The sequence below is a fragment of the Actinomadura sp. 9N407 genome, assembly GCF_044326315.1.
In the GTDB taxonomy this organism is placed as follows: Bacteria; Actinomycetota; Actinomycetes; order Streptosporangiales; family Streptosporangiaceae; genus Spirillospora.
Window position 1 is genome coordinate 509,829 of record NZ_JBIRAW010000001.1, and the last position, 24,519, is coordinate 534,347.

Genomic DNA, 24,519 nt, shown 5'->3' on the forward strand with positions numbered 1-24,519 from the left:
CGGCCGCGGGACGCGGCGGACACCGCTACGGCAGGCTCGCGACCAGCTCCGCCACCGGCTTGCGGCGGCCGGTGTAGAAGGGGATCTCCAGCCGGACGTGCCGGCGCGTCGCGGAGCCGCGCAGGTGCCGCATCAGGTCCACGATCCGGTGCAGGTCGTCGGCCTCGAACGCCAGCACCCACTCGTAGTCGCCCAGCGAGAACGAAGGGACCGTGTTGGCCCGCACGTCCGGGTAGTCGCGCGCCATCTTGCCATGCTCGGCCAGGAGGGCGCGGCGCTCCTCGTCCGGCAGCAGGTACCACTCGTACGAGCGCACGAACGGGTACACGCTCACGTGGGCCTTTGGCTCCTCATCTGCGAGGAACGCCGGGATGTGCCCCTTGTTGAACTCGGCGGGCCGGTGCAGCGCCATCTGCGACCACACGGGCTCGCTCGCGCGGCCCAGCGCCGTACGGCGGAACCGGGAGTAGGTCTCCTGGAGGTCCTCGGACGTGGGGGCGTGCCACCAAAACATGTAGTCGGCGTCGGCGCGCAGGCCCGCGACGTCGTACAGGCCCCGCGTGGTCACATCCTTCTGCGCGGCTTGGTCAAGCAGGTCCTGTACCTCGCCCGCGTCCTTCTCGCCTACGACGCCGGTGTCCTTGACCCGGAAGACCGACCACATCGTGTAGCGGATCGTCTGGTTAAGGTCGCGTGCCTTGGGCTTGCCCTCTGCCATGGCTCATTCCTCCCCGACTATCAAGAAACTCCTGTACCCGGGCCGCCGCAGCGCGCGCGCTTGCGATGCAGGCCGGGATGCCCAGTCCGTCGTACGCCGCGCCCGCCACGGCCAGCCCTGGTTGCTGGAGTACGGCGGCGCGGACGCGGGCCACCCGATCGGCGTGGCCCACGTTGTATTGCGGGAGCCCTCCGCCCCAGCGGGTCACCCGGCTCTCCACGGGAAGCTCAGAGATCTCACAGGTGGCGGCCAGCTCCGCCATCGCGGCGGCCTTGAGCTCGCCGTCGTCCCGCTGCAGGACGTGCTCGTCCCCGAACCGCCCGATGGAGCACCGTACGGCGATGACGTCCGGCTCACGGTCGCGCAGGTGCGGCCACTTGATGGAGCTGAACGTGACGGCCTTGACCTCACGCCCCTCGACGGCCGGTACGAGGTAGCCGCTCCCGCGAGGGAAGCGCCGGAACGCGGTCGTCGAGTAGGCGAGGGTGATGATGGCCATGCTCGCGTACTCGACGCGGCTCAGTTCGCGCGTGGCGGCCGGTACGTCGTCGTTCAGCAGGCGCGCGGCCGGGGCGGCGGGTACGGCCAGCACCACGGCGTCCGCGTCCACCTGCTCGGGGTCGCGGGTCGGTCCCAGCGTCAGCCGCCAGCCGTCGGGTGTGCGGTGCAGCTCGCGGACCATCGTTCCGGTACGGATCGTTCCGCCCGCGGCGGTGAGGTCCTCGGCCACCAGCTCCGGCAGGGTTCCGAGGCCTCCGGGCAGTGTCGCGAACACCGGCCCGGCGGCGGCGGGGTCGGGTGCCGCCTGGCGTATGCCGCGTACGGCGGCGATGAGTGAACGGTGCGAACGGGCGGCGGCGGCGACGGCCGGCAGCGTCGACTCGAACGACAGCTGCTCGACGCGTCCGGCGTACACCCCGCCCAGCAGCGGCTCGACCAGCCGGTCCACGACCTCCCGGCCCATCCGGGCGCCGATGTAGTCGGCCACCGACACGTCACTGCCGCGCGGGGTCTCCGGGAGCACCAGGTCCAGCGGTACGCGCGCCATCCCGGAAGGTGACAGCACGCGCGAGTCCGCGAGCGACCGCAGGTCGGAGGGGACGCCCATGACCTGGCCGGCGGGAAGCCGCCGCAGGGCCCCATGGCTGAGGATCGCCGACGACGTCGTCCCGGGATTCACCAGGTCATCGGAGCGGCCGAGGTCGCGGACGAGGTCCAGGCCCTCGGGACGGCGGGCCAGCATCGCCTCCGCGCCCTCGTCCACGGGCACCCCGGCGATCTCGCTGACCTGGAGCTTGCCGCCGATGCGGGGAGAGCCCTCCAGTACGGTCACGCGCGCGCCGCCGCGGGCCAGCAGGCGCGCCGCCGCCAGGCCCGCGATGCCCGCCCCGACGACCACGACATGGGAGGTGCTCATGGCGTCAACGATCCCAGATACCCCCCGCGGACCGGTAAGCACCCCACCCTCGCCGGAGGGTTCGGACGCCGTCCCGGCGAAGGCACGGCCGGGACGTGACCTGAGCGCCGCGGGCGTGACCTCAGCGCCGCCGCATCGTGGCCTTATCGCGACGCGGGCACCGGAACGGTGACTTGCGCCATAGCCGTCCAAGGCCCATGAGGACCGTGATGACCGTCAGACACGCTCCGGGCGTGCTCGTCGCCCTGCTGCTGGCCGGCACCCTGGCCGCCTGTGGCGGAGGCGGTGGCAGCGACTCCACCCAGGCGGGACAGCCCGCCTCGGCCAGAGATGGCGGGAGCACCCGCAACCCGGCCGGCGACCGCGATCCCACCGCCGCCGGCGGCGCCAACCAGAACAGGGAAGGCGGGCAAGGGACCGGCCAGGCCCCCGGCAAGCAGCCCGGCCAGGTCACCGTGCCCACCGGCCGTTCCGTCGTCCACACGGCCGAACTACGGGTCAGTGCCCCCGATGTCGACCAGGCGGCGACCAAGGCCAAGCAGATGGCCACCGGTGCGGGCGGCTACGTCGAGAACGAGTCCTCGACCACCTCGCCCGCCTCCGCCAGGCTCTCCCTGAAGATCCCGGCCGACCGCTACACCAGCGTCCTGGACCAGCTCACCCGGCAGCTCGGCGAGAAGCTCTCGCTGCGCCAGGAGGCCGACGACGTCACCGAGGAGGTCGCCGACGTCGGCAGCCGGGTCCGTTCGGCGGAGGCCACGCTGGCCTCGTTCCGCAAGCTGCTCGACAAGGCCGACACGGTCGGCGAGGTCATCAACGTCGAGGAGCAGATCGCCGAGCGGCAGGCCAACCTGGAGTCCCTGCAGGCGCGGCAGAAGGCGCTGCAGGAGAGCACGAGCTACGCGACCGTGTCGCTCACGCTGCAGACGCCCGCCAAGGCCGCGAAGGAGGCCGAGGAGGACCCGGGAGGCTTCATCGGCGGCCTCGAGAACGGCTGGAACGCCTTCACGGGCTTCATTTCCGGGCTGGCGCTCGTGGTGGGCTGGCTGTTGCCCTTCCTGGTCCTGGCCGCCGTCATCGGCATCCCCGCGTACCTCTACTGGCGCCGGCACCAGCGGAGCCAGGGCCCGAGCCCGAGCTCCGCACCGGCACCCACTCCGGCACCGGCACCGGCACCGGAATCGGTTCCGGCTTCGGCTTCGGAATCAGGGGACGCGCCCAAGCCGCCCCAATAGGGGACGGCCCGCGTCAGCGCTCGCTCGCCTCGTGGACCAGGTCCGTGAGGCGGGCGAGCATGTCGGGGTTCGCCGTCGGCGGCACGCCGTGCCCGAGGTTGAAGATGTGGCCCTCGGCGGTACGGCCGCGCGCCAGCACGTCGCGGGCCCGCCGCTCCACGACCTCCCAGGGCGCGAACAGCAGCGCCGGGTCGAGGTTGCCCTGCAGCGCCTTGCCGGGCTCGACCCGGCCGACGGCCTCGTCCAGCGGCACCCGCCAGTCGACGCCCACCACGTCGGCCCCGGCCTCGCCCATCAGGCCGAGCAGCTCGCCCGTACCGACGCCGAAGTGGATGCGGGGCACGCCCAGCGCCTCGGTCTCGGCGAAGATGCGGCGGGTGTGGGGCAGCACCGAGGCGCGGTAGTCCTCCGGCGCCACCGCGCCCACCCACGAGTCGAAGAGCTGGACGGCGCTCGCCCCGGCGGCCACCTGGACCTTCAGGAACGCGATCGTGATGTCGGACAGCCGCCGCATCAGGTCGGCCCACAGCTCGGGCTGCCCGTACATCACGGCCTTGGTCAGCTCGTGGTTCTTGGACGGGCCGCCCTCGATCAGGTACGAGGCGAGCGTGAACGGCCCGCCGGAGAACCCGATCAGCGGCGTGTCGCCCAGCTCGCCGACCAGCCCGCGCACCGCCTCGGTGACGTACGGCACATCGCCGGGCTCCAGCGGGCGCAGCCGGGCCGCGTCCGACGGGTTCCGGATCGGGTCGGCGATCACCGGGCCGACGCCGGGCTTGATGTCGAGGTCCACGCCGATCGCCCGCAGCGGCACCATGATGTCGCTGAAGAAGATCGCCGCGTCCACCGCGTACCGCCGTACCGGCTGCATCGTGATCTCCACGATCAGCTCGGGCCTGGCACAGGCCTCCAGCATGGCCACGCCCTCGCGGGCCTTAAGGTACTCCGGGAGCGACCGGCCGGCCTGGCGCATGAACCAGACCGGGGTGTGCGGAACCGGCTCACGGCGGCACGCCTTCAGGAAGGCGCTCTCCCGGAGCCCGGCGGAATCCTGCGGAACATCAGCGTCGTCGGCCACCTCTCGATGGTCCCACGGGGCCCGCACCACCACGCACCCAGGTCGCGGGTACGAGGCACGGCACCGGCCACGAAGTTCCGGACACGCCGAGCGAAGTCCCGCATTCTGTCGGTGGCTCATGCGAACGTGATCCGTGTCATAGCCGAGGGAGGTCCCCCTTGTACTGCTCCACCTGCGGCGACGAGCGCGAGTTCGAGCGGCCGCCCTGCCAGGACGGGCACGGCCCGGACTGCCCGGAGCGCGCCTGTGTCGAATGCGGCTCGGCCGTTCTGACCGGCCTCCCGGCCGGCGTCGCGTGGCCTGACGAGCCCGCCGCGACCGGCTCCGCACCCTCCCCCAGGGCCCACCCGGCCACGTCCGCCCCCCGCGCGACCGCGTCCAAGCGGGCCGTGGCCTGAACGCCCCGGCCCCCGAAACGAAAACACCTGTGCTGTGCCTGCATCCCCGCCCTCCGTACCCGTCTCCACGCCTCCCGGCCTGGCGGGTCACCCTCCTATCCCTCCGGCCGGCCCGCACCACCGGGCCGGTCTCCCCGCAGCGCCGCACACCCCCGCGACAGCGGGTACGGCCATGACCCCGGCACCGTTCCAGAAGGCCGTCGACACGCTGCAGGCGATCCTCGAGGGCCCGGCGCCCCGGCCCGAGCTCGAACTCGAGGAGATGCCCGCACCGCAGCGCCTGGCGCCCCACGCGGCCGCGCTGTCGGGCAGCGTCTACCGCGAGGACGACACCGAGATCGCCATGGGGCGGCTCATCGTCCTGTACGACCCCGACAACCGCTCCGGCTGGACGGGCGGGTTCCGCATCGTCGCCTACATCAGGGCCGATCTGGAGCCGGAGATCGCCGCCGACGAGCTGATCGGCTCGGTGGCCTGGAGCTGGCTGCTGGAGTCCCTGGAGCCCGCCGGATACGCCGGCGAGTCGGGCACGATCACCCGCGCGGTCTCCGAGAGCTTCGGCGACAAGCGCGACGAACCGTCCACCACCGAGCTCGAACTGCGCGCCTCCTGGTCACCGACAGGTGACGATCTGGCCCCGCACGTACGGGCATGGTGCGAGGTGATGTGCACCACGGCGGGCCTGCCGCCCTCCGGTGTCAGCTCGCTACCCGACCGCCCCGGCGGTACGACCGGCTGAGCGACGTACGGTAGGGGCGTGGGAAGCACAGCGTCCGAGACCGAGACGGCCGGAGGCGGCGAGCAGCCGCCCTCCCCGGCGGCCGTCCGGCCCGCAGCAGAGTCCGAGGAGTCCGCCACGACCGATCAGGCCACCGAGCCCGAGCCAGAAGCCACCCCCGGCGCGGCCACCGCCGCCGCCGAGGCGGGCGCTGCAGCCGTGGACGCGGGAGCGGCCGCCGCCACGACGGCCGCCGGCGCCGTCGTGGCCGAGGGCCCGCCCCCGGTCCCCCTGCTCGACCCCCGCGAGGGGGTACCGCCCGTGATCACCGATGCCGCCGGCTTGGAACGTGTCATCGCCGCGTTCGCCGCGGGCACCGGCCCGGTCGCGGTCGACGCCGAGCGCGCCTCCGGCTACCGCTACGGGCAGCGCGCCTACCTGATCCAGCTGCGCCGGGCCGGAGCGGGCACGGCGCTGATCGACCCGATCGCCTGCCCCGACCTGTCGGAGCTGGACGCCGCGCTCGCGGAGACCGAGATGGTCCTGCACGCGGCCAACCAGGACCTGCCGTGCCTGGGCGAGGTCGGCCTGACCCCCCGGCGGCTGTTCGACACCGAGCTGGCCGGGCGGCTGCTCGGCTACCCCCGGGTCGGGCTCGGCTCCATGGTCGAGAACGTGCTCGGCTTCGTCCTGGAGAAGGGCCACTCGGCGGCCGACTGGTCCACCCGCCCGCTGCCGGAGGACTGGCTGCGGTACGCGGCGCTCGACGTCGAGCTCCTGGTGGAGCTGCGCGACGATCTCGAGCAGCGGCTGGTGGCCGCGGGCAAGCTGGAGTGGGCGCTGCAGGAGTTCTCGGCGATCCTGGCCACCCCGCCGAGGTCGCCGCGTCCCGACCCCTGGCGCCGTACGTCCGGGATCCACCGGGTGCGCAACCGCCGGGCCCTCGCCGTCGTACGGGAGGTCTGGGAGGCGCGCGACGAGATCGCGCAGGAGCGCGACGTGTCCCCGGGCCGGGTGCTCCAGGACACCGCGATCGTCGAGATGGCGCTCAACACCCCCAAGACCCCGGCCGAACTGCACGCCCTCCAGGGCATGCGCAACCGGGGCGCCCGGCGCCACCAGACGGCGTGGCTGCGCGCGGTCTCGCGAGCCAAGGGCCTGCCGGACGACGCGCTGCCCGAGCCCAACCTCCCCGGAGACGGCCCGCCGCCGGCGCACCGCTGGGCGGAACGCGACCCCGAGGCCGCCAAGCGCCTCACCGCCGCCCGCGCCGTGGTCGCCGCACTGGCCGACGAGCACACGCTTCCCAGCGAGAACCTGCTGCAGCCCGACTCCGTACGCCGGCTGGCCTGGTCTCCCCCGCAGGAGAGCACCCCCGAGACCGTCGCCGCCGCCCTGCGCGCGCTGGGCGCGCGCGCCTGGCAGGTCGATCTCGTCGCCAAGCCCTTGGCGAAGGCCCTGCTCCGCCTGGAATGCAAGGGCGACCTGTAGCGACGGCCTACAAGGTGGTCTTGCCGCCCATCGCCAGGGCCAGCTTGCGGAACGGCTCGGCCTCGGCAGGGCGGCTCCGCCGTTCCAGCGTACGGGCGAGGGCCTCGTGCGCCCACGCGTTGCACGGGTCCAGCTCCACCAGCCTGCGGAACGTCTCCTCGGCCCGCGAGAGCTGGGCGGAGTGGAAGTAGGCACGGGCGAGCAGTTCGACGACATCGCGGTTGCCGGGCTGCTCGTCGGCCAGCGGCTTCAGGATCCGCGCCGCCTCGGCCGGGTCGCGCAGATCGAAGTAGAGGCGGGCCCTTTCGAAGGTCTGGAAGTGCTGCTCGTTCGCCATGCCTCGCGCAACGACCGCCGGCGGCCGGCTATTCCGGGTCACAGGTCGGGCAGCGGGTCCCTGGGGAGGCTGTCGCGGGCGAAGATCTCGGCGTCGGCGGCGTTGAGGACCGGCACGTACTCGTCGTCCACCTCGAAGAACGCCCCCGCGAACTCGAACGAGGCGCCCGTGCCGGTCTCCACCGGGCCGATCCGCGTGCCCCGCGGGTAGCTGCCCCACACGCTGCGCGGCTTGGCGCCGCTGAGCGATCCGGTGGAGATCACGGCGATCTGCTCGTCGGTCACGATGAAGATGAAACCGGCGCCGCCCCCGTACGTCATCGCGGGGAAGATGTAGCGGATCTCCCCCTCGATGCCCAGGAACTCGCGGCATCGGTCGCGCATCGGGCGTGGCACCGGCATGGCGGCGGGAACCTCCGGGGAACGAGCGTCGTCGGCCGTCCCAATCATGCACCGGTTCCTCAGACCGTGGCCAGAGCCATGGTCGGCGACAACCGGGCCGCCCGCATCGCCGGGTAGAGCCCCGCGACCGTACCGATCAGCAGCGTCGCCGCGAGGGCACCGCCGAGGGCCCACGGCGGTACGACCGGTGGCCAGCCCCGGTAGAGCGCGAACCCCGCGGTCACCCCCGTGCCCAGGACGACCCCGACGGCTCCCCCCAATGCCGACAGCAGCAGCGACTCCGCCAGGAACTGCACCCGCACCTGGCCCCTGGTGGCCCCCAGCGAGCGGCGCAGACCGATCTCCCGGCGCCGTTCCAGTACGGAGATCACCATCGTGTTGGCCACCCCGACCCCGCCCACCAGCAGCGCCACCGCGCCGAGCCCGAGCAGCAGGCCGGTGAACGCTCCGGCCGCCGCGGCCTTGGCCTCCAGCGCGTCCGATGGCCGGCTGACCTCGACCTCTTCGGGGTTCTCCGGGTTGACCGTACGGGCCAGCACCGCCCGCACGTCCTCGACCGACGCGTCCGTGGACCGCTCGTACAGCGTCGTCGGATGCCCGTCGAAGCCCAGGTAGCGCTTCGCCGCGTCCCAGCCGACCATCGCGGAACGGTCGATCTCGGGCGCCAGCTCCGCCGGTCCCAGGACGCTCAGCACCGTGAACCACCGCCCGCCGATCCACACCTGCCCGCCCGGCCGGTCGAACCCGAGCCGCCCCGCCGCCTCCGCTCCGAGGACCACGCCCGGGTAGCGAGCCGTACCCGCGTTCAGCCAGACCCCCTCCCGTACGCTCACGCCCAGCGTGCCGATGAGCTGCTCCGAAGCGGCCACGACCCCGATCCCGTGCGTGATCTCCTCGGGAATCCGGTCGGTCCTGCGCACCGAGGCCTCGACCGTCCCGGTGGCTCCCACGGCCGTGACGGGACCGATCCGCGAAACCATCGAAACGGCACCCTGCGGCAGTCGGGCCTCCGCACCGAAGAGCGTGTCGCCCGGCTTGGCGGTCAGCAGGTTGGTCCCGAGCCGGTCGAGCCGGCGCAGCAGATCCTCCTTGCTGGACGAGGAGATCCCGATGACCGCGACCATCGTGGCGATCCCGATCGCGATGCCCAGCGCCGACAGGACCACGCGGGCCGGCCGGGCGCGCAGCCCGGCGAGCCCGACCCGCAGCACGTCCCGCCCGCTCAGCCGCGCCGGTACGAGCCCGCTCATCGGACCTCCACCATGATCGCCCCGTCCCGCATCCGGACCCGCCGGGGCGCCCGCCCCGCCACCTCCATGTCATGCGTGATGATCGCGATGGTCGTCCCCGTCCCGTGCATCCCTTCCAGCAGTTCCAGAACCTCGGCGCCCGCCGCGGAGTCCAGATTCCCGGTCGGCTCGTCCGCCAGCAGCAGGTCCGGCTCCCCCACCACCGCGCGCGCCACCGCCACCCGCTGCTGCTCCCCGCCCGACAACTCGTGGGGCCGATGCGTGACCCGCTTGCCGAGCCCGACCCGTTCCAGCGCGGCCCTCGCGCGCTCCCTGCGCTCCCCGAGCCCGGCGCCGCTGTAGAGGATCCCGTCGGCCACGTTGTCGAGAGCGCTCACGCCCACCGCCAGATGGAACTGCTGGAACACGAACCCGATATGCCGCGCCCGCAGCGCCGACAGCTCCCGATCGGTCAGGCCGGCGACCTCATGGCCCGCGATCCGCACGGTGCCCTCGCTCGGCCGGTCCAGCGTCCCGATCATGTGCAGCAGCGTGGACTTCCCCGTTCCGGAAGGCCCCACGATCGCGGTCAGCTCGCCCCGCCCGATCACCAGATCGACCCCCTTGAGCGCCTGCACGCCGCCCGCGTACCGCTTGACGACCCCTTCGAGCTCCACGATGCGCTCACTCACTGAACGGCACCCCGACCTTCATGCCCTCGGCCAGCCCGCCCCCGCCGACCTCGACCCGCCCGCCCCCGAACGTCCCGGTCTCGACGGGAACGACCCGCTTCGCCGTCCCCTCCACGACCTCGACCCCGAAGCCGCCCTCCTTGAGCGCCAGCAGCGCCTCGATCGGTACCGACAGCACGCCCTTGCGCCGCTCGCTCTCCAGCTCCACGGTCACGGGCGCCTGGTCCAGCCTCGTCTCGGCGCCCTCACCGAGCGTGATCTCCACGTCCACCGTGGTCTTGGGACTCTGCTCGGTCCCGGTGCTCTCGGCCACCGTGCCCACGGACGCGATCCGTCCCGCCGCCGTCGTACCGCCCGGCATCTCGACCGACACCTTCGCGCCCTTGCGCGCCATGTCCTGCTTGTCGGCCTCCAGATCGACATGAACGACCCGCCGCGTACCCGCGACGGTCAGCACCGGCTGCCCGGGACCGGCCTTCTCGCCCTCCGGAGCCTTGACCTCCTTGACCCGTACGGCCCCGGCCAGGAAGACCACCTGACGCGAATCCACCGCGCCGCTGACGGCCAGCCCCAGATCGTCCTGCCACTCCCGTACGGCCGAATCCGTCGCGCCGGTGAACTCCTTGTCCACGGTCAACTCATCGCCGTACCCGAGGGCCTTGAGGTTGCTCTCCAATTGCCGGACATCAGCGCCGTCGGAAACCCCGCCCTGAAGCGTCCGATACATGGGCGTTCCCCCGTACATGAGCACCACAGGCTCGCCCTGCACCCGTACAAGAGGCTTCCCCCTTCGAACGGTCGCCCCCTGAGCCGGCGTCCAGGTGACAACCCCCGAAGCGCCCACCCAAACGGACTGCTCCCCGTCATAAGTGAGGGTCCCGTCCACTTTCTCGGTATCAACGAGATCGCCCTTGGTGACCACAGCCGTGGCCGGCCGCACAGCACCCTCGCTCTTCGCCTCCCCGTCGCCGCCGACAGCGAAGGCCACACCACCTGCCACCACGATCACCGCGGCACCCACCACCAGGACCCGCTTCACTTCGCCCGCCCTGGCAGGAGCTCCCCGCAGACCTTCCGCGCCTTCTCCAGCTGCGCCCGGTCAACGTCCTGCACCAGGCCCTTGAGCCCTTCCTCCCCGGTCGGATCGGGAATGTCGATCCCGTTCTTGCGCGCACACTGAGCGAACTTGACGAGCTGGTCCCGCGTCTTGGGATCGTTCAGGTCGGGCAGCTTTCCGCTCGCCTCCAGGAACCGCCGGCACTTCTCCAACGCCGTCTGCAGCTTCTCCCGATCGGTGCCCTTCCTCATCTCCATCCGGAAGTCCTGGCCGGGCTTGGGGTCGGGAACGTCCACTCCGTTCTCCCGCATGCACCGCGCGAACTGCAGCTGCGCGTCCTCAGGACTCAGCGACCTCGACGGCGAAGCCGAAGCCGTGGCCGCAGCTCCCCCAGCACTGGCGACCCCGCTTCCTTCCTGGCCACCCCCACACCCGACCAGCCCGAGCAGCACCGGCACGGCAAGCCCCACCAGGGCCCATCCACGGATCCGCATCCCATCCTCTCCGCCAGAGGCACCACACCCCCAGCGGAGCTCATGAGACCGCCCCCAGGGTTAAACCAGCATCAGCCCGAGGCGCTCCCACCTCGTCGCCCCTCCGCGTCTTTCCGGGGCGGGTGGGGTTTGTGGGAGATCTTCAGGGTGTTGTCGGCGTACTTGCAGGTACGGGCCCTAGAACAGAGGGTCATGGGGCTGACACGGCGGGGATTCATGATGGGGGGCGGCCTGGTCGGGGCCGCTGTCGTTGCGGGAGGGGTGGCCTCGTTCCGGCAGGAGCCGGCTCGGAGTGCGCCGGCGACCGGGCCCAAGAGGTTCGTGACCAGGCCGGACATCGAGATTCCGGAACTGAGCGTACGGAAGTCGGGGGCGACCGCGAGCGGGCTGCTGTTCCTTTCGCCGCATCGGGGGACGGGACTGGCCGACGCGCTGATCTTCGACGATCAGGGCGAGCCGGTCTGGTTCCACCGGTCGAACCAGCTGCTCACCGACTTCCGGACCCAGATGTACGACGGTGAGCCCGTGCTCACGTACTGGGAGGGACAGCGCAAGACGGGCGGGCACGGGGCGGGGGTCGGCGTCGTCCTGGATCGGAGTTACCGGAGGGTGGCCACGGTACGGGCCGCGAACGGGGTGCACAGCGATCTGCACGAGTTCCGGCTCACCGATCGCGGCACCGCGCTGATCATCGCCTATCCGGAGGTCAAGGCCGATCTGCGGGTGCTCGGCGGGGACGAGCGCGGAAGGATGCTGGACAACCGGATCCAGGAGATCGACATCAGGACCGGGCGCGTGCTGCTGGACTGGAGTGCGCTCGATCACCTTGAGCTGGACGAGAGCTTCGTCAAGGTCGATGAGGGGACGGTCGATCCGTTCCATGTGAATTCGGTGGAGGCCGACGGGGAGACGCTGCTTCTTTCGGCTCGCAATACGCATGCCGTCTACTCGATCGATCGGCGTACCGGGAAGGTGCGCTGGCGGCTCGGTGGGAAGAAGGGCGACTTCGCGCTGGGGACGGGGGCGTCGTTCGCGTGGCAGCACGATGCGCGGCGGCGTGGGGATGGGAACATCTCGCTGTTCGACAACAGCATCGCGAACGCGGGTGACGGGCCCTCTCGCGGGATCGTCCTCAAGGTGGACGAGACTCGCCGCCAGGCGTCGCTGGTGAGTGCCTATTCGGTCGGCTCGCGGTTCGGGCAGTACATGGGAAGCCTGCAGAACCTACCCGGGGGCAACATGCTCATCGGCTGGGGCTCCACACCCGGGGCGACCGAGTTCTCGGCCGACGGCAGGACCGTCATGGAGGTCGAGGTGGCCGAGAGCGCCTCGTACCGTGCGTACCGCCTGGCTTGGGAAGGCTCCCCCACGACGAGGCCCGATGTGGCCGTGAGTTCGGCGGGGACCGATCGGGTGGAGGTCTACGCGAGCTGGAACGGGGCGACAGGTGTGGCCTCGTGGCGGTTCCTTGCGGGCGCGGCTGAGGGCTCGCTGGCCACGGCGGCGACGGTGGAGCGGGACGGGTTCGAGACGTCCGCCAGGATCGGGCGCGCGAGTCATGTGGCGGTCGAGGCGCTCGGGAGTGATGGGACGGTGCTGGCGCGTTCGGCGGTACGTGCGGTGGGCTGATCTTGGGCCTGCCGCACGGGCGGAAAACGCGCGATGTTGGGAGGCATGAGATCACGACTTCTGAGTGTCGCGTTGATGGTGGGTCTGCTGGTTCCCGCGGGCGGGGCGGCGCAGGCCGGCTCTGTTGACAAGCCCGCGTTCCCCGATCGGTTCTCGCTGCCGGACGGGTTCCAGCCGGAGGGGATCGCCATCGGTCCCGGGCCGGTGGCGTACTTCGGGTCGCGGGTGGACGGCCGGGTCTACCGGGTCGATCTGAGGAACGGGCAGGGCCGCGTCTTCAGCCCCGGACCCGGCACGCCCTCGCTCGGTATGAAGACCGGGAAGGGCCTGCTGTACGTCGCGGGCGGCAGCGGCGGCGATGCCCGGGTGATCGACACCCGGAACGGGAGGGTGCTCAAGCGGTACGCCCTCGCGGCGGGTCCGGCGTTCGTGAACGACGTCATCCTCACCCGGGACGCCGCGTGGGTGACCGACTCGACCAATCCCGTGCTGTATCGGCTTCCGCTCGGGACCAGGGGCAAGGCCGAGACTCTGGCGCTGAAGGGTGAGATCGCGTACGGAACGGGCGTCAACGCCAACGGGATCGTGCAGTCACCCGACCGCAAGTCCCTGGTGATCGTGCAGTCCAACACCGGCAAGCTGTTCACGGTCGACCCCCGGAGCGGCGACACCAAGGCGGTCGATCTGGGCGGCGAGTCCCTTCCCAACGGCGATGGGATGCTGCTGAACGGCGACACGCTGTACGTCGTCCAGAACAGGCTCAACCTCGTCGCCGTACTGAAGATCAGCCGGGACGGCTCCAAGGCGCGGGTCGTGGAACGGATCGGCGACCCGAGGTTCGACGTGCCGGCGACGGTGGCGCGCTTCGGGCACCGGCTCTACCTGCCGAACGCGAGGTTCACGACACCGCCCACCCCGACGACCCCGTACGACGTGGTGGCCATCCGCCCCTGATCGGCGGCTTACCGGGGCTTAACGCCGGGTGGAGCATGCTTCGGGCATGCGCGTACTGATCGTTGAGGACGAGCGGGTGCTCGCGGACGCGATCGCCGAGGGGCTGCGGGACGAGGCGATCGCCGTGGACGTGGTGTACGACGGGGACGACGCCCTGGAGCGCGCCTCGCACACGGGCTACGACGTGGTGATCCTGGACCGGGATCTGCCGACCGTGCACGGCGATGACGTGTGCCGGGAGCTGGCCGGGCGGCATCCGGGCCGCATCCTGATGCTGACGGCGGCCGGGGACGTCGAGGAGCGGGTGGACGGGCTGGCGCTGGGCGCCGACGACTACCTGCCCAAGCCGTTCGTGTTCGGCGAGCTGGTGGCGCGGGTGCGGGCGCTGGGACGCCGGTCGGCACCGGCCGTACCGCCGGTGCTGGAGCGGGCCGGGGTACGGCTCGACCCGCACCGGCGGACGGTCGTCCGGGACGGGCGGGCGCTGCGGCTGACCAAGAAGGAGTTCACGGTCCTGGAGGAGCTGCTGCGGGCCGATGGCGGGGTGGTGAGTGCGGAGACGCTGCTGGATCGGGCGTGGGACGAGCACATCGATCCGTTCAGCAACATCGTGCGGGTCACGATGGCGACGCTGCGCAAGAAGCTGGGCGAGCCGCCGCTGATCGAGACGGTCACCGGGTCCGGCTACCGGCTGGAGGCGGCGCGATGAGGGCCCTGATGAACGCGCGGGCGCGGCTGAGCGTGCGGGTCCGGCTGACGCTGGTGTACGGGTCGCTGTTCCTGGTGTCGATCGCCGTGCTGGTCGCGGTGAGCTACGTGCTGACGGCGCGGGCCATCGACCAGGGGGTCGGGACGATCCCGACGACCGGCCGGAACCGCTCGCTGGAGGCGATCCTGACCTCGACCGACCGGATACGGGCGATCGCGGAGGCCAAGGCCGCGCTCGATCGGCAGCTCGAGGAGCAGAAGCAGGACGTGCTGGCGCAGCTGCTGCAGACCTCGCTGGTCATGCTGCTGGTGTTCGGGGTGCTCGCGGTGCTGATCGGGTACGTGGTGGCGGGCCGGATGCTGCGCCCGCTCCACACGGTGACGGCGACGGCGCGCCGGCTGTCGGAGGGCAATCTGCACGAGCGGATCGCGCTGGCCGGGCCGCAGGACGAGATCAAGGACCTGGCCGACACGTTCGACCGGATGCTGGACCGGCTGGGCCGGGTGTTCGACGCGCAGCGCAGGTTCGTCGCCAACGCCTCGCACGAGCTGCGGACCCCGCTGACGATCAATCGGACCGTGCTGGAGGTGGCGCTGGCCAGCAGGCGGAGCCCGCCGGAGACCAAGGCGCTGGCGGACGTGCTGCTGGGTAACACCGCGCGGCACGAGCGGCTGATCGACGGCCTGCTGCTGCTGGCCCGGTCCGAACGGGAGCCGCAGGGACGGGTGGCGACGCCGCTGCGGGACGTGGTGCGCAGCGCGCTCGACCAGGTGGACGGACCGCACGGCGACGTCGAGGTGGAGGCGCGGCTGGCGGACGTGGTGGTCGAGGGCGATCCGGTGCTGCTGGAACGGTGCGCGGCCAACCTGCTGGAGAACGCGCTGAAGTACAACGTCGAGGGCGGGCGGGTGTGGGTGCGCACCGGGCGGCGGGACGGCATGGCGGTCCTGCATGTGGCCAACACGGGCAAGCCCGTCCCGTCGTACGAGGTGGAGCGGATCTACGAGCCGTTCCGGCGGCTGCGGGCCGATCGGGTGGGGTCGGCGGACGGGGCGGGGCTCGGGTTGTCGATCGTCCGGGCGGTGGTGGAGGCGCACGGCGGGACGGTGGAGACGGTCCCGCGCCCGGACGGCGGGCTGGCGATCACCGTGCGGATCCCCGAGTGCGGTGCCGTCATTGCGGGCCCGCCGGGTCGGGAACCGGCGGATCCGGTACGGGAGCGGCGGCCATCGGTACCGGCGGATCCCACCTGACCCGGCCTTCGGGCAGGGAGCGGCGGGGCTCGGCCGTCAGCCAGCGGTAGACGACCTTGCCGGTGGCGTTGCGCGGCAGTTCGTCGATGAAGTGGACGTCGCGCGGGACCGCGTACCGGGCCAGCTGGGCGTGGACGTGCGCGCGGACGTCGTCGGCGTCGAGGTGGGCGCCGGGACGCAGCACGATGTAGGCGGCCAGTCGCTGGCCCCACGAGTCGTCGGGGACGCCGACGACGGCGGCCTCGTGGACGGCGGGCAGGGTGAGCAGGGCGTCCTCGACGTCGCGGGGGACGACGTTCTCGCCGCCCGAGACCACCATCCCGTCCGTGCGGCCGTCCACGAACAGCAGCCCGCGATGGTCGATGTGGCCGAGGTCGCCGGTGGCCAGCATCCCGTCGTGGACCTCCATCGGGTCACCGCTGGTGTAGCCCTCGAAGAGCAGCTCGTTGGCGGCGAAGATCTGGCCCCGGGTGGAGCGGCCGACCGCGCGGCCGTCCGCGTCCAGGATCGCCAGCGAGGTGTTGCGCGGGGGCCGTCCCGCCGTACGGGGGTCGGTCCGCAGGTCGCGCGGGGTGGCGATGGCGACCCAGGAGACCTCGGTGGAGCCGTAGACGTTGTAGAGGCGGTCGCCGAAGGCGTCCATGAAGCGGGTGGCGAGGTCGCCGGGGAGGGCGGCCCCGCTGAGCGCGACGATCCGCAGCGAGGACGTGTCGTACCGGCGGCGGACCGCCTCGGGCAGCTCCATGATCCGCTGCAGCATGACCGGGACCATGAAGACGGTGGTCTCGCGGTACGCGGCGATGGAGCGCAGGGTCTGCTCGGGGTCGAACCGGCGGCGCAGCACGATCGGGGCGCGCAGGCCCCAGGCCATCTGCAGCGCCGCGTACCCCCAGGTGTGGAACAGCGGCGCCTCGATGATCATGGTGTGCCGGGCGCGGAGCGGGATCCGGGAGGTCATCGAGGCCAGCGACCACAGCCCGGGGCGCGGCGGCCGGCGGGCGCCCTTGGGGCGGCCGGTCGTCCCGGAGCTGAGCACGATCGTCCGGCTCTGGACGTGCGGCGGGGCCAGCGGGGGCGCGGGCGCGGTGTGCACGATCTGGTCGATGGTCGGGCCGGCGCCGTCCGGGCCGGTGAAGCCCGGCGGGCGGTCGGCCCACACCACGACGCGGCGCAGCGCGATGGGAACGGTCGCCAGTACCGGCGCGAACTCGGCGTCGGCGACGACCAGGTCCATCCGCAGCTCGCTCAGCACGGCCCGGACCTGCCCGGCCCCGAAGCCGGTGTTGATCAGGACGACCTCGGCACCGCGCTTGCTGCAGGCGACCAGGGTCTCGACCATCCCGCGGTGGTTGCGGCACAGCACGCCGACGCGCGGGCGTGGGCCGTCCAGGGGCAGCCCGACGGCGAGCCGGGTGGTGCGGTCGTCGAGTTCGGCGAAGGTCATCCGGCCGTACTCGTCGATCACGGCGGGCCGGTCGGGGCCGCGGGCGACGGCGGCGGCCACCACCCCGGCGAGCGTGGTGCCCCAGCGGCGCAGCGCGGCGGCCTGGGCGAACGCGTGCCGCGGTGATCCGCTGAAGACCACGCCGGTGCGCAGGAAGAGGGCGGCGAGGTCGCGGACATGCCCGATCCGTCGCCGCGGCCCGGGACGGTACACGGGTCTCGCATGTACCACCGCGCCTCCTCCGGTGATTTCCGGTCACGTTACCTACGGTCCCGGAGGCGGACAAGAGGGCCCCCTCCCGTACGGCGATGTCCGTGGTTCGTCAGTGGTTACTGACGAGTAGGATTGCTTGTTACTGACGAGTAGAGGAGGGGCGACCGTGCCTCGTACCGCACGTGACGTCGTGTTCGTCGACGGCGTACGCACGCCGTTCGGCAAGGCGGGCCCGAAGGGCCTGTACGCGGAGACCCGCGCCGATGACCTGGTGGTCCGCGCGATCCGCGAGCTGATGCGCCGCAATCCGTCCCTCCCGCCCGAACGGGTGGACGAGGTCGCGATCGCCGCCACCACCCAGACCGGCGACCAGGGCCTGACCATCGGCCGCTCGGCCGCCGTGCTGGCCGGGCTGCCCAAGAGCGTGCCCGGGTACGCGATCGACCGGATGTGCGCGGGCGCGATGACCGCCGTGACCACCTCCGGCGCCGGGATCTCGTTCGGCTCGTACGACGTCGTCATCGCGGGCGGCGTCGAGCACATGGGCCGGCACCCGATGGGCGAGGGCGTCGACCCGAACCCGCGCTTCATGACCGACAAGCTGGTGGACCCGTCCGCGCTGGTCATGGGCTCGACCGCCGAGAACCTGCACGACCGGTTCCCGGAGATCACCAAGGAGCGCGCCGACGCCTACGCGGTGCGCAGCCAGCGGAAGGTCGCCGCCGCGTACGCCGCCGGGAAGATCCAGCCGGACCTGGTGCCGACCGCGATCCGCTCCGCCGAGAAGGGCTGGGGCCTGGCCACCGAGGACGAGCCGCCGCGCCCGGGCACCACGATGGAGAGCCTGGCCGGGCTGAAGACCCCGTTCCGGGCCGCCGGCAGCGTCACCGCGGGCAATGCCGCCGGGCTGAACGACGGCGCCACCGCCTGCCTGCTGGCCGCCGAGGACGTGGCCGCCGAACTCGGGCTGACGCCCCGGATGCGGCTGGTCGACTTCTCCTTCGCCGGTGTCGAGCCCGAGGTGATGGGGATCGGGCCGGTCCCGGCCACCGAGCGGCTGCTCGGCCGCAACGCGCTGACCATGGACGACATCGGCCTGATCGAGATCAACGAGGCGTTCGCCGTCCAGGTGCTGGCGTTCCTGGAGCACTTCAAGATCGCCGACGACGACGTCCGGGTGAACCCGTGGGGCGGCGCGATCGCGCTCGGCCACCCGCTGGCCTCCTCCGGCGTCCGGCTGATGAACCAGCTGGCCCGCCTCTTCGGCGAGCGCACCGACGTCCGGTACGGCCTGACGACGATGTGCGTCGGCATGGGCATGGGCGGGACCGTCCTCTGGGAGAACGTGAACTGGGAAGGCACCAAATGAGCGACGGAGTCGTCCGGGGGACCGCCTCCGGGGAGAACACAGTGAGTAGCGTGGAAATGTGGCGCTCGCTACTGGCGAGCGAGGATCGCAATGCGGATGAGGTCGTCACTCACGCACGCGTACGTGACGTCGAGTTGCCGTTCGGCGCGGGCAGGGCCGCGCTCATCACGCTGGACAACGGCTTCGATCACACCAAGCCGAACACGTTCGGACCGCGCGGCCTGCTCGCGCTGAACGACGCCCTCGATCAGGTAGCGGTGCGAGATGACATCGTGGCCGTCGGGGTCACGGGCAAGCCGTTCATCTTTGCCGTGGGCGCCGATCTCAAGGGGGTCTCCTCCTTGAAGGAACATGAGGAGGCACGGCTCATCGGCAAGCTGGGACACGACGTGTTCCGGCGGCTGGGCGAGCTGGACGTGCCGTCGTTCGCGTACGTGAACGGCGCGGCGATGGGCGGCGGCGTCGAGGTGGCGCTGCACTGCACGTACCGGACGATCTCCTCCGGTGTCCCGGCGCTGGCGCTGCCCGAGGCGTTCCTCGGCCTGGTGCCCGGCTGGGGCGGTACGTACCTGCTCCCCCGCCTGATCGGCGCCGAGAAGGCCCTCCAGGTCATCATCGACAACCCGCTGGCGCAGAACCGCGCGATCAAGGGCCGGCAGGCGTACGACCTCGGCATCGCGGACGCGATCTTCGAGTCGGCCGACTTCCTGGAGGAGTCGCTGGCCTGGACCGCCCGCGTCCTGAACGGCGACCTGCGGATCGAGCGGCCCGCCGCCGACACCGGCAAGGCCTGGGACGACGCGGTCGCGCAGGCGCGCTGGACGGTCGAGGGCAAGCTGCACGGAGCCGCGCCGTCGTTCACCCGCGCCCTCGATCTGGTCGCCGCCGCCAAGGACCGGACCCGCGACGAGGGCTTCGCCGCCGAGGACGAGGCGCTGGCCGACCTCATCATGAGCGATGAGCTGCGGGCCGGGCTGTACGCGTTCGATCTCACCCAGAAGCGCGCCAAGCGGCCCGCCGGGGCGCCCGGCAAGGAGCTGGCCCGCCCGGTGACCAAGGTCGGCGTGGTCGGCGCGGGCCTGATGGCCTCGCAGCTGGCGCTGCTGTTCGCGCGCCGGCTGGAGGTCCCGGTCCTGCTGACCGACCTCGACCAGGACCGGCTGGACCGGGGCGTCGCGTACGCGCACGGCGAGATCGACAAGCTGCAGGTCAAGGGCCGGGTCAGCGCCGACAGGGCGAACCGGCTCAAGTCGCTGATCGGCGGCTCGCTGACCAAGGACGCCTTCGCCGACGCCGACTTCGTGATCGAGGCCGTGTTCGAGGAGATGTCGGTCAAGCAGAAGGTGTTCGCCGAGCTGGAGGAGTACGTCTCCCCCGAGTGCGTGCTGGCGACCAACACCTCCTCGCTGTCGGTCACCGAGATGGCCTCCGGGCTGCGGCATCCCGAGCGGGTCGTGGGCTTCCACTTCTTCAACCCGGTCGCGGTGCTGCCGCTGCTGGAGATCGTCCGCGGTGAGAAGACCGGGGACGCGGCCCTGGCCACCGCGTTCGCGGCCGGCAAGCGGCTGAAGAAGTCCTGCGTGCTGGTCAAGGACGCGCCCGCGTTCGTGGCCAACCGGATCCTGCTGCGGCTGCTGGCCGAGATCGTCCAGACCGTGGACGAGGGCACCCCGATCGAGGTCGCCGAGCGGGCCGCGGCGCCGCTCGGGCTGCCGATGCCGCCGTTCGTGCTGATGGGGCTGGTCGGCCCGGCGATCGCGCTGCACGTGAACGAGACGCTGCACGGCGCGTTCCCGAACCGGTTCCCGTTGTCGGAGAAGTTCGCCGCTTTCGTCGCGGCCGGCAAGACCGGGGTCTACCGGCCCGACTTCACCCTCGACCCCGAGGCGGTCGCGCTGCTGTCGGGCGGGACGTCGCCGTCCACCGAGGAGCAGGTCCTCGACCGGGCGCTGCGGGCGCTGGCCGAGGAGATCGGGATCATGCTGGACGAGGGCGTCGTCGCCGCCGCGCAGGACATCGACCTGTGCATGATCCTCGGCGCCGGCTGGCCGTTCCACCTGGGCGGCATCACGCCGTACCTGGACCGGGCCGGCATCGCCGAGGCGGTCAACGGCCACCGTTTCCTCGAGCCGGGCACGGCTTCGCTGCCGCGCTAGCGATCACAACAGACGAAAGAGGCGTTCCGGGTTCATTCCGGAACGCCTCTTTCGTTTCTTTCCCCCAAACCCGCACGCCGTGGTTTCGGGCGTGCGCGAACGGCGATCATCTGTCCGTACCAGCACCCCCGCCGAGGAGGACGGCGTGAGCCTGTTCCGTACCAAGACCGTCGAGGATTCCATCCGCGACACCGAGGCCGAGGCTCCCGAGCACCGGCTGCGCCGCGAGCTGTCCGCGCTGGACCTGGTCGTCTTCGGGGTCGGCGTGATCATCGGCACCGGGATCTTCGTGCTGACCGGCCAGGTCGCCAAGGACAAGGCCGGGCCGGCGGTCGCGATCTCGTTCATCCTGGCCGCCGTCGTCTGCGGCCTCGCCGCGCTGTGCTACGCCGAGTTCTCCTCGACCGTGCCGGTGGCCGGATCGGCCTACACCTTCTCCTACGCCACGCTGGGCGAGCTGCCCGCCTGGATCATCGGCTGGGACCTCATCCTGGAGTTCGCGCTGGCCGCCGCGGTGGTGTCGGTCGGCTGGTCCGGGTACGCGGCGTCGCTGCTCGACACGCTCGGCCTCACGCTGCCCGCGGCCATCGTCAGTCCACCGGGCGAGGAGGGCGGCGTGGTCAACGTCCCCGCCATCCTGCTGGTACTGGCGGTCACCGCGGTGCTCGTGCTCGGCGTGAAGATCTCCTCGCGGGTCAACGCCGTGGTCGTCGCGATCAAGGTCTCGGTGGTGCTGCTGGTGATCATCGCCGGGCTGTTCTTCGTCAAGCGCGACAACTACACCCCGTTCATTCCCCCGTCCGAGCCCACCGGGGCCGTCGAGGGCGCCAAGGCACCGCTGATGCAGGTGCTGTTCGGCATCGAGCCGGTCAGCTTCGGCTGGCTCGGCATCTTCGCCGCGATCGCGATCGTGTTCTTCGCCTACATCGGCTTCGACATCGTCGCGACCGCCGCCGAGGAGGCCCGCAGGCCGCAGCGCGACATGCCGATCGGCCTGCTCGGATCGCTGGCCATCACGGCGGTGCTGTACGCGGCGGTCTCGACGGTCGTGGTCGGCATGCAGAACTACACGCAGCTCAGCGAGGAGGCACCGCTGGCGGACGCGTTCAAGTCCGTCGGCAAGCCGGTGTTCGCCACGATCATCAGCTTCGGCGCGGTGGCCGGGCTCACCACCGTGGTGCTGATCCTGCTGCTCGGGCAGAGCCGGGTGTTCTTCTCGATGAGCCGGGACGGACTGCTGCCGGCCTGGCTGTCGGCCGTGCATCCGCGGTTCGGTACCCCGTACCGCTCGACCGTCCTGATGGGCGTGATCGCGGCCGTGCTGGCCGGGTTCATCCCGCTGTCGGCACTGGCCGAGCTGGTCAACATCGGCACGCTGTTCGCGTTCCTGGTGGTCTCGATCGCGGTGCTGATCCTGCGCCGGACGCGGCCCGACCTGCCCCGCGCGTTCCGCGTCCCGCTGGTGCCGCTGGTCCCGGTGCTGTCGGTGCTGGGCTGCCTGTTCGTGATGCTGAACCTGCCGCTGGACACCTGGCTGCGGTTCCTGGCCTGGATGGCGATCGGCATCGTCGTCTACTTCGCGTACGGCCGCCGGCACAGCCGGCTGCGCCCCGACGTCCGGCACAAGGCCGGATGACGCGCGCCGACCTGGGAAACCATCCGGTTCGCCGGGGCCCCTGTGCGGTTTCCCACCGGAGATGGGCACAATGGCGCGCATGACCGTACCCCCGCATGTCGCAGTGATCGGCTCCGGGCCCGCCGGCCTCTACGCCGCCGAGGCCCTGGTCAAGCAGACCGACGACCACGTCCGGGTGGACGTCTTCGACCGGCTGCCGTCGCCGTACGGGCTGGTCCGGTACGGCGTCGCGCCCGACCACAAGTCCATCAAGTCGATCGCCCGCTATCTGCAGCGCGTCCTGGAGAACCCGGCCGTCCGGTTCTTCGGCTGCGTGGAGCTCGGCCGCGATCTGGCCCGGACGGACCTGCTCGACTGCTACGACGCGGTGATCTACTCCACCGGCGCGATGGTGGACCGGCAGCTGGGCATCCCCGGTGAGGACCTGCCCGGCAGCATCGCCGCCACCGACTTCGTCAACTGGTACTGCGGGCACCCCGACGCCGCCGACCACGCCTTCGACCTGACCGCCGAGGAGGTCGCGGTCATCGGCGTGGGCAACGTGGCCGTGGACGTCGTGCGGATCCTGGCCAAGACCGTCGACGAGCTGCGCGAGACCGACATCCCCGTCCATGTCATGGAGGCGCTGGCGGCCAGCAAGGTACGCCGCGTCCACATGATCGGGCGGCGCGGGCCGGCCCAGGCCAAGTTCACCACCAAGGAGCTGCGCGAGCTGGGCGAGCTGCCCGGAGTGGCCGTGCACGTGCGGCCCGAGGACATGGACCTCGACCCCGCGAGCGCGGAGGTGGCCGAGTCCGACCGGCACGTGCGGGGCAACGTCAAGGTCATGAACGGCTGGACCGGTGACCCCGACGAGAGCCGCCCGCGCCGGATCGACGTGCGGTTCTGGCGGGCCCCGGTGGAGATCCTCGGCACCGAGCGGGTCGAGGGGCTGCGGGTGGAGCGGACCCGCCTGGACGAGTCCGGGCGGGTCACGGGCACCGGCGAGTACGAGACGCTCCCGGTCGGCATCGTGATGCGCTCGGTGGGCTACCAGAGCGTCCCGCTGGACGGGGTCCCGTTCGACGAGCGCGCCTACGTCGTCCCCAACGAGGGCGGCCGGATCCTCGGCCCGGACGGCGCCGCGGTCCCGCGCGAGTACGTCGCGGGCTGGATCAAGCGCGGCCCGAGCGGCGTCGTGGGCACCAACAAGTCCGACGCGGCCGAGACCGTACGGAACCTGCTGGAGGACCACGATCCGGACGGTCCCCGGCCCGCCCGGACCGTCGAGGAGCTGCTGGAGTCGCGCGGGCTGCCGGTCATCACCTACGCCGACTGGCTCCACCTGGACGCCGCGGAGATCGAGCTGGCCCGCTCGCTCGGCCGCGGCGAGCGGGTCAAGCTGGCCCGCTGGGAGGCCATGCGTTCGGCCTGCCGTCCGGACCACTAGCCCGGCCCCGCTCATCCCGGCGAAAAGCGCGGGTCGCCCGAGAACCCGATGGCGAACTAGTGACGCAGACCGGACCGGGGCGCTACGGTGCGCGTGTGAGCGGCGGTCCAGAGCTGTACGGATTCCCCCTGCCCGGCCGGCTGCCCGACCTCAGGTGGCTCGGCCCCGATTACGTGTCGGTGCTCGTCTACGACCTGACGCAGGGCCTGCTGCGCCAGGATCCGGGCACGCGTGTCATGGGCGTGCGCTGCGAGGGCGACCCCGAGCTGCGGCCGCAGGTCGATCCGTCCGGCGTCATCCGGGCGCACGACGCGACGTTCCCGCTGCAGGTCTTCGTCCAGGACGGGGCGGGCCGCCCCTGGCGGCTGCGCGGCCGGTGGACCTACTCCGGCCGCGACCTCGGCACCGCCGCCGCCTCGATCACCCACTTCTGGCAGCTGGGATCGGCCGAGGGCGTCTGAC

The 24,519-nt window shown here is 71.9% G+C and carries 23 protein-coding genes; 13 read left to right on the plus strand and 10 right to left on the minus strand.

What is annotated here, in order from left to right; genetic code table 11:
• Positions 1-25: 25 nt before the first annotated feature.
• A complete protein-coding gene (gene hemQ / locus ACH34Q_RS02215; RefSeq protein WP_395980974.1) occupies positions 26-718 on the minus strand; it encodes a hydrogen peroxide-dependent heme synthase in 693 nt (230 codons plus the stop codon).
• Entirely contained in the window at positions 684-2,147 is a 1,464-nt protein-coding gene (gene hemG, locus ACH34Q_RS02220; RefSeq protein ID WP_395981075.1) for a protoporphyrinogen oxidase, read from the minus strand. The genes hemQ and hemG overlap by 35 nt, the downstream gene beginning before the upstream one ends.
• A 197-nt stretch (positions 2,148-2,344) precedes the next feature.
• Between hemG and ACH34Q_RS02225 the strand changes: the two genes are divergently transcribed.
• The gene (locus ACH34Q_RS02225) at positions 2,345-3,370 is read left to right on the plus strand and encodes a DUF4349 domain-containing protein (protein WP_395980975.1); all 1,026 of its coding nucleotides are present in this window, start codon (positions 2,345-2,347) and stop codon (positions 3,368-3,370) included.
• Between the two features lie 13 nt (positions 3,371-3,383).
• Here ACH34Q_RS02225 and hemE read toward each other — a convergent pair whose 3' ends face one another.
• On the minus strand, positions 3,384-4,448 hold the full coding sequence (gene hemE / locus ACH34Q_RS02230) for a uroporphyrinogen decarboxylase (protein WP_395980976.1): 1,065 nt from the start codon (positions 4,446-4,448) through the stop codon (positions 3,384-3,386).
• 158 nt (positions 4,449-4,606) lie between these two features.
• Between hemE and ACH34Q_RS02235 the strand changes: the two genes are divergently transcribed.
• From ACH34Q_RS02235 to ACH34Q_RS02245, 3 genes are all read left to right on the plus strand, one after another.
• Entirely contained in the window at positions 4,607-4,846 is a 240-nt protein-coding gene (locus tag ACH34Q_RS02235) for a hypothetical protein (RefSeq protein WP_395980977.1), read from the plus strand.
• A gap of 172 nt (positions 4,847-5,018) precedes the next feature.
• Positions 5,019-5,585 carry a DUF3000 domain-containing protein gene (locus ACH34Q_RS02240; protein WP_395980978.1) on the plus strand — a complete coding sequence of 189 codons (567 nt, stop codon included), beginning with the start codon at positions 5,019-5,021 and terminating at the stop codon, positions 5,583-5,585.
• 243 nt (positions 5,586-5,828) lie between these two features.
• Positions 5,829-7,055: an HRDC domain-containing protein gene (locus ACH34Q_RS02245; protein ID WP_395981076.1), complete on the plus strand. Its 1,227-nt coding sequence runs from the start codon at positions 5,829-5,831 to the stop codon at positions 7,053-7,055.
• 7 nt (positions 7,056-7,062) lie between these two features.
• Here ACH34Q_RS02245 and ACH34Q_RS02250 read toward each other — a convergent pair whose 3' ends face one another.
• From ACH34Q_RS02250 to ACH34Q_RS02275, 6 genes are all read right to left on the minus strand, one after another.
• Entirely contained in the window at positions 7,063-7,392 is a 330-nt protein-coding gene (locus ACH34Q_RS02250; RefSeq protein WP_395980979.1) for a tetratricopeptide repeat protein, read from the minus strand.
• 38 nt (positions 7,393-7,430) lie between these two features.
• Positions 7,431-7,841: a hypothetical protein gene (locus tag ACH34Q_RS02255; RefSeq protein WP_395980981.1), complete on the minus strand. Its 411-nt coding sequence runs from the start codon at positions 7,839-7,841 to the stop codon at positions 7,431-7,433.
• Between the two features lie 11 nt (positions 7,842-7,852).
• Positions 7,853-9,043, minus strand: a complete 1,191-nt coding sequence (locus ACH34Q_RS02260) for an ABC transporter permease (RefSeq protein ID WP_395980982.1) — start codon at positions 9,041-9,043, stop codon at positions 7,853-7,855.
• Entirely contained in the window at positions 9,040-9,714 is a 675-nt protein-coding gene (locus ACH34Q_RS02265) for an ABC transporter ATP-binding protein (RefSeq protein ID WP_395980983.1), read from the minus strand. The genes ACH34Q_RS02260 and ACH34Q_RS02265 overlap by 4 nt, the downstream gene beginning before the upstream one ends.
• Positions 9,707-10,441, minus strand: coding sequence for a peptidoglycan-binding protein (locus tag ACH34Q_RS02270; RefSeq protein ID WP_395980984.1), 735 nt, complete (start codon positions 10,439-10,441; stop codon positions 9,707-9,709). The genes ACH34Q_RS02265 and ACH34Q_RS02270 overlap by 8 nt, the downstream gene beginning before the upstream one ends.
• Before the next feature lie 308 nt (positions 10,442-10,749).
• Positions 10,750-11,067, minus strand: a complete 318-nt coding sequence (locus ACH34Q_RS02275; protein ID WP_395980985.1) for a hypothetical protein — start codon at positions 11,065-11,067, stop codon at positions 10,750-10,752.
• Positions 11,068-11,586: 519 nt separating this feature from the next.
• Between ACH34Q_RS02275 and ACH34Q_RS02280 the strand changes: the two genes are divergently transcribed.
• From ACH34Q_RS02280 to ACH34Q_RS02295, 4 genes are all read left to right on the plus strand, one after another.
• On the plus strand, positions 11,587-12,894 hold the full coding sequence (locus tag ACH34Q_RS02280; protein ID WP_395980986.1) for an arylsulfotransferase family protein: 1,308 nt from the start codon (positions 11,587-11,589) through the stop codon (positions 12,892-12,894).
• Positions 12,895-12,969: 75 nt separating this feature from the next.
• On the plus strand, positions 12,970-13,848 hold the full coding sequence (locus ACH34Q_RS02285) for an SMP-30/gluconolactonase/LRE family protein (protein ID WP_395980987.1): 879 nt from the start codon (positions 12,970-12,972) through the stop codon (positions 13,846-13,848).
• A 46-nt stretch (positions 13,849-13,894) separates the two neighbouring features.
• Positions 13,895-14,557, plus strand: coding sequence for a response regulator transcription factor (locus ACH34Q_RS02290; protein ID WP_395980988.1), 663 nt, complete (start codon positions 13,895-13,897; stop codon positions 14,555-14,557).
• 8 nt (positions 14,558-14,565) lie between these two features.
• The gene (locus ACH34Q_RS02295; RefSeq protein WP_395980989.1) at positions 14,566-15,810 is read left to right on the plus strand and encodes a sensor histidine kinase; all 1,245 of its coding nucleotides are present in this window, start codon (positions 14,566-14,568) and stop codon (positions 15,808-15,810) included.
• Here the strand turns inward: ACH34Q_RS02295 and ACH34Q_RS02300 are convergent.
• Positions 15,731-17,485: an AMP-binding protein gene (locus ACH34Q_RS02300; protein WP_395980990.1), complete on the minus strand. Its 1,755-nt coding sequence runs from the start codon at positions 17,483-17,485 to the stop codon at positions 15,731-15,733. The genes ACH34Q_RS02295 and ACH34Q_RS02300 overlap by 80 nt on opposite strands.
• Before the next feature lie 148 nt (positions 17,486-17,633).
• Between ACH34Q_RS02300 and ACH34Q_RS02305 the strand changes: the two genes are divergently transcribed.
• The 5 genes from ACH34Q_RS02305 to ACH34Q_RS02325 all read left to right on the plus strand — a co-directional run bounded on the left by ACH34Q_RS02305 (position 17,634) and on the right by ACH34Q_RS02325 (position 24,518).
• Entirely contained in the window at positions 17,634-18,836 is a 1,203-nt protein-coding gene (locus ACH34Q_RS02305; RefSeq protein ID WP_395980991.1) for a thiolase family protein, read from the plus strand.
• A gap of 56 nt (positions 18,837-18,892) precedes the next feature.
• Positions 18,893-20,992 (plus strand): 3-hydroxyacyl-CoA dehydrogenase NAD-binding domain-containing protein, encoded by a 2,100-nt coding sequence (locus tag ACH34Q_RS02310; RefSeq protein WP_395981078.1) that lies wholly within the window; start codon positions 18,893-18,895, stop codon positions 20,990-20,992.
• Positions 20,993-21,137: 145 nt separating this feature from the next.
• Positions 21,138-22,628, plus strand: coding sequence for an amino acid permease (locus ACH34Q_RS02315; RefSeq protein WP_395980992.1), 1,491 nt, complete (start codon positions 21,138-21,140; stop codon positions 22,626-22,628).
• Between the two features lie 79 nt (positions 22,629-22,707).
• Positions 22,708-24,057: an FAD-dependent oxidoreductase gene (locus ACH34Q_RS02320; RefSeq protein ID WP_395980993.1), complete on the plus strand. Its 1,350-nt coding sequence runs from the start codon at positions 22,708-22,710 to the stop codon at positions 24,055-24,057.
• A 95-nt stretch (positions 24,058-24,152) separates the two neighbouring features.
• On the plus strand, positions 24,153-24,518 hold the full coding sequence (locus ACH34Q_RS02325) for a hypothetical protein (protein WP_395980994.1): 366 nt from the start codon (positions 24,153-24,155) through the stop codon (positions 24,516-24,518).
• Position 24,519 lies beyond the last annotated feature (1 nt).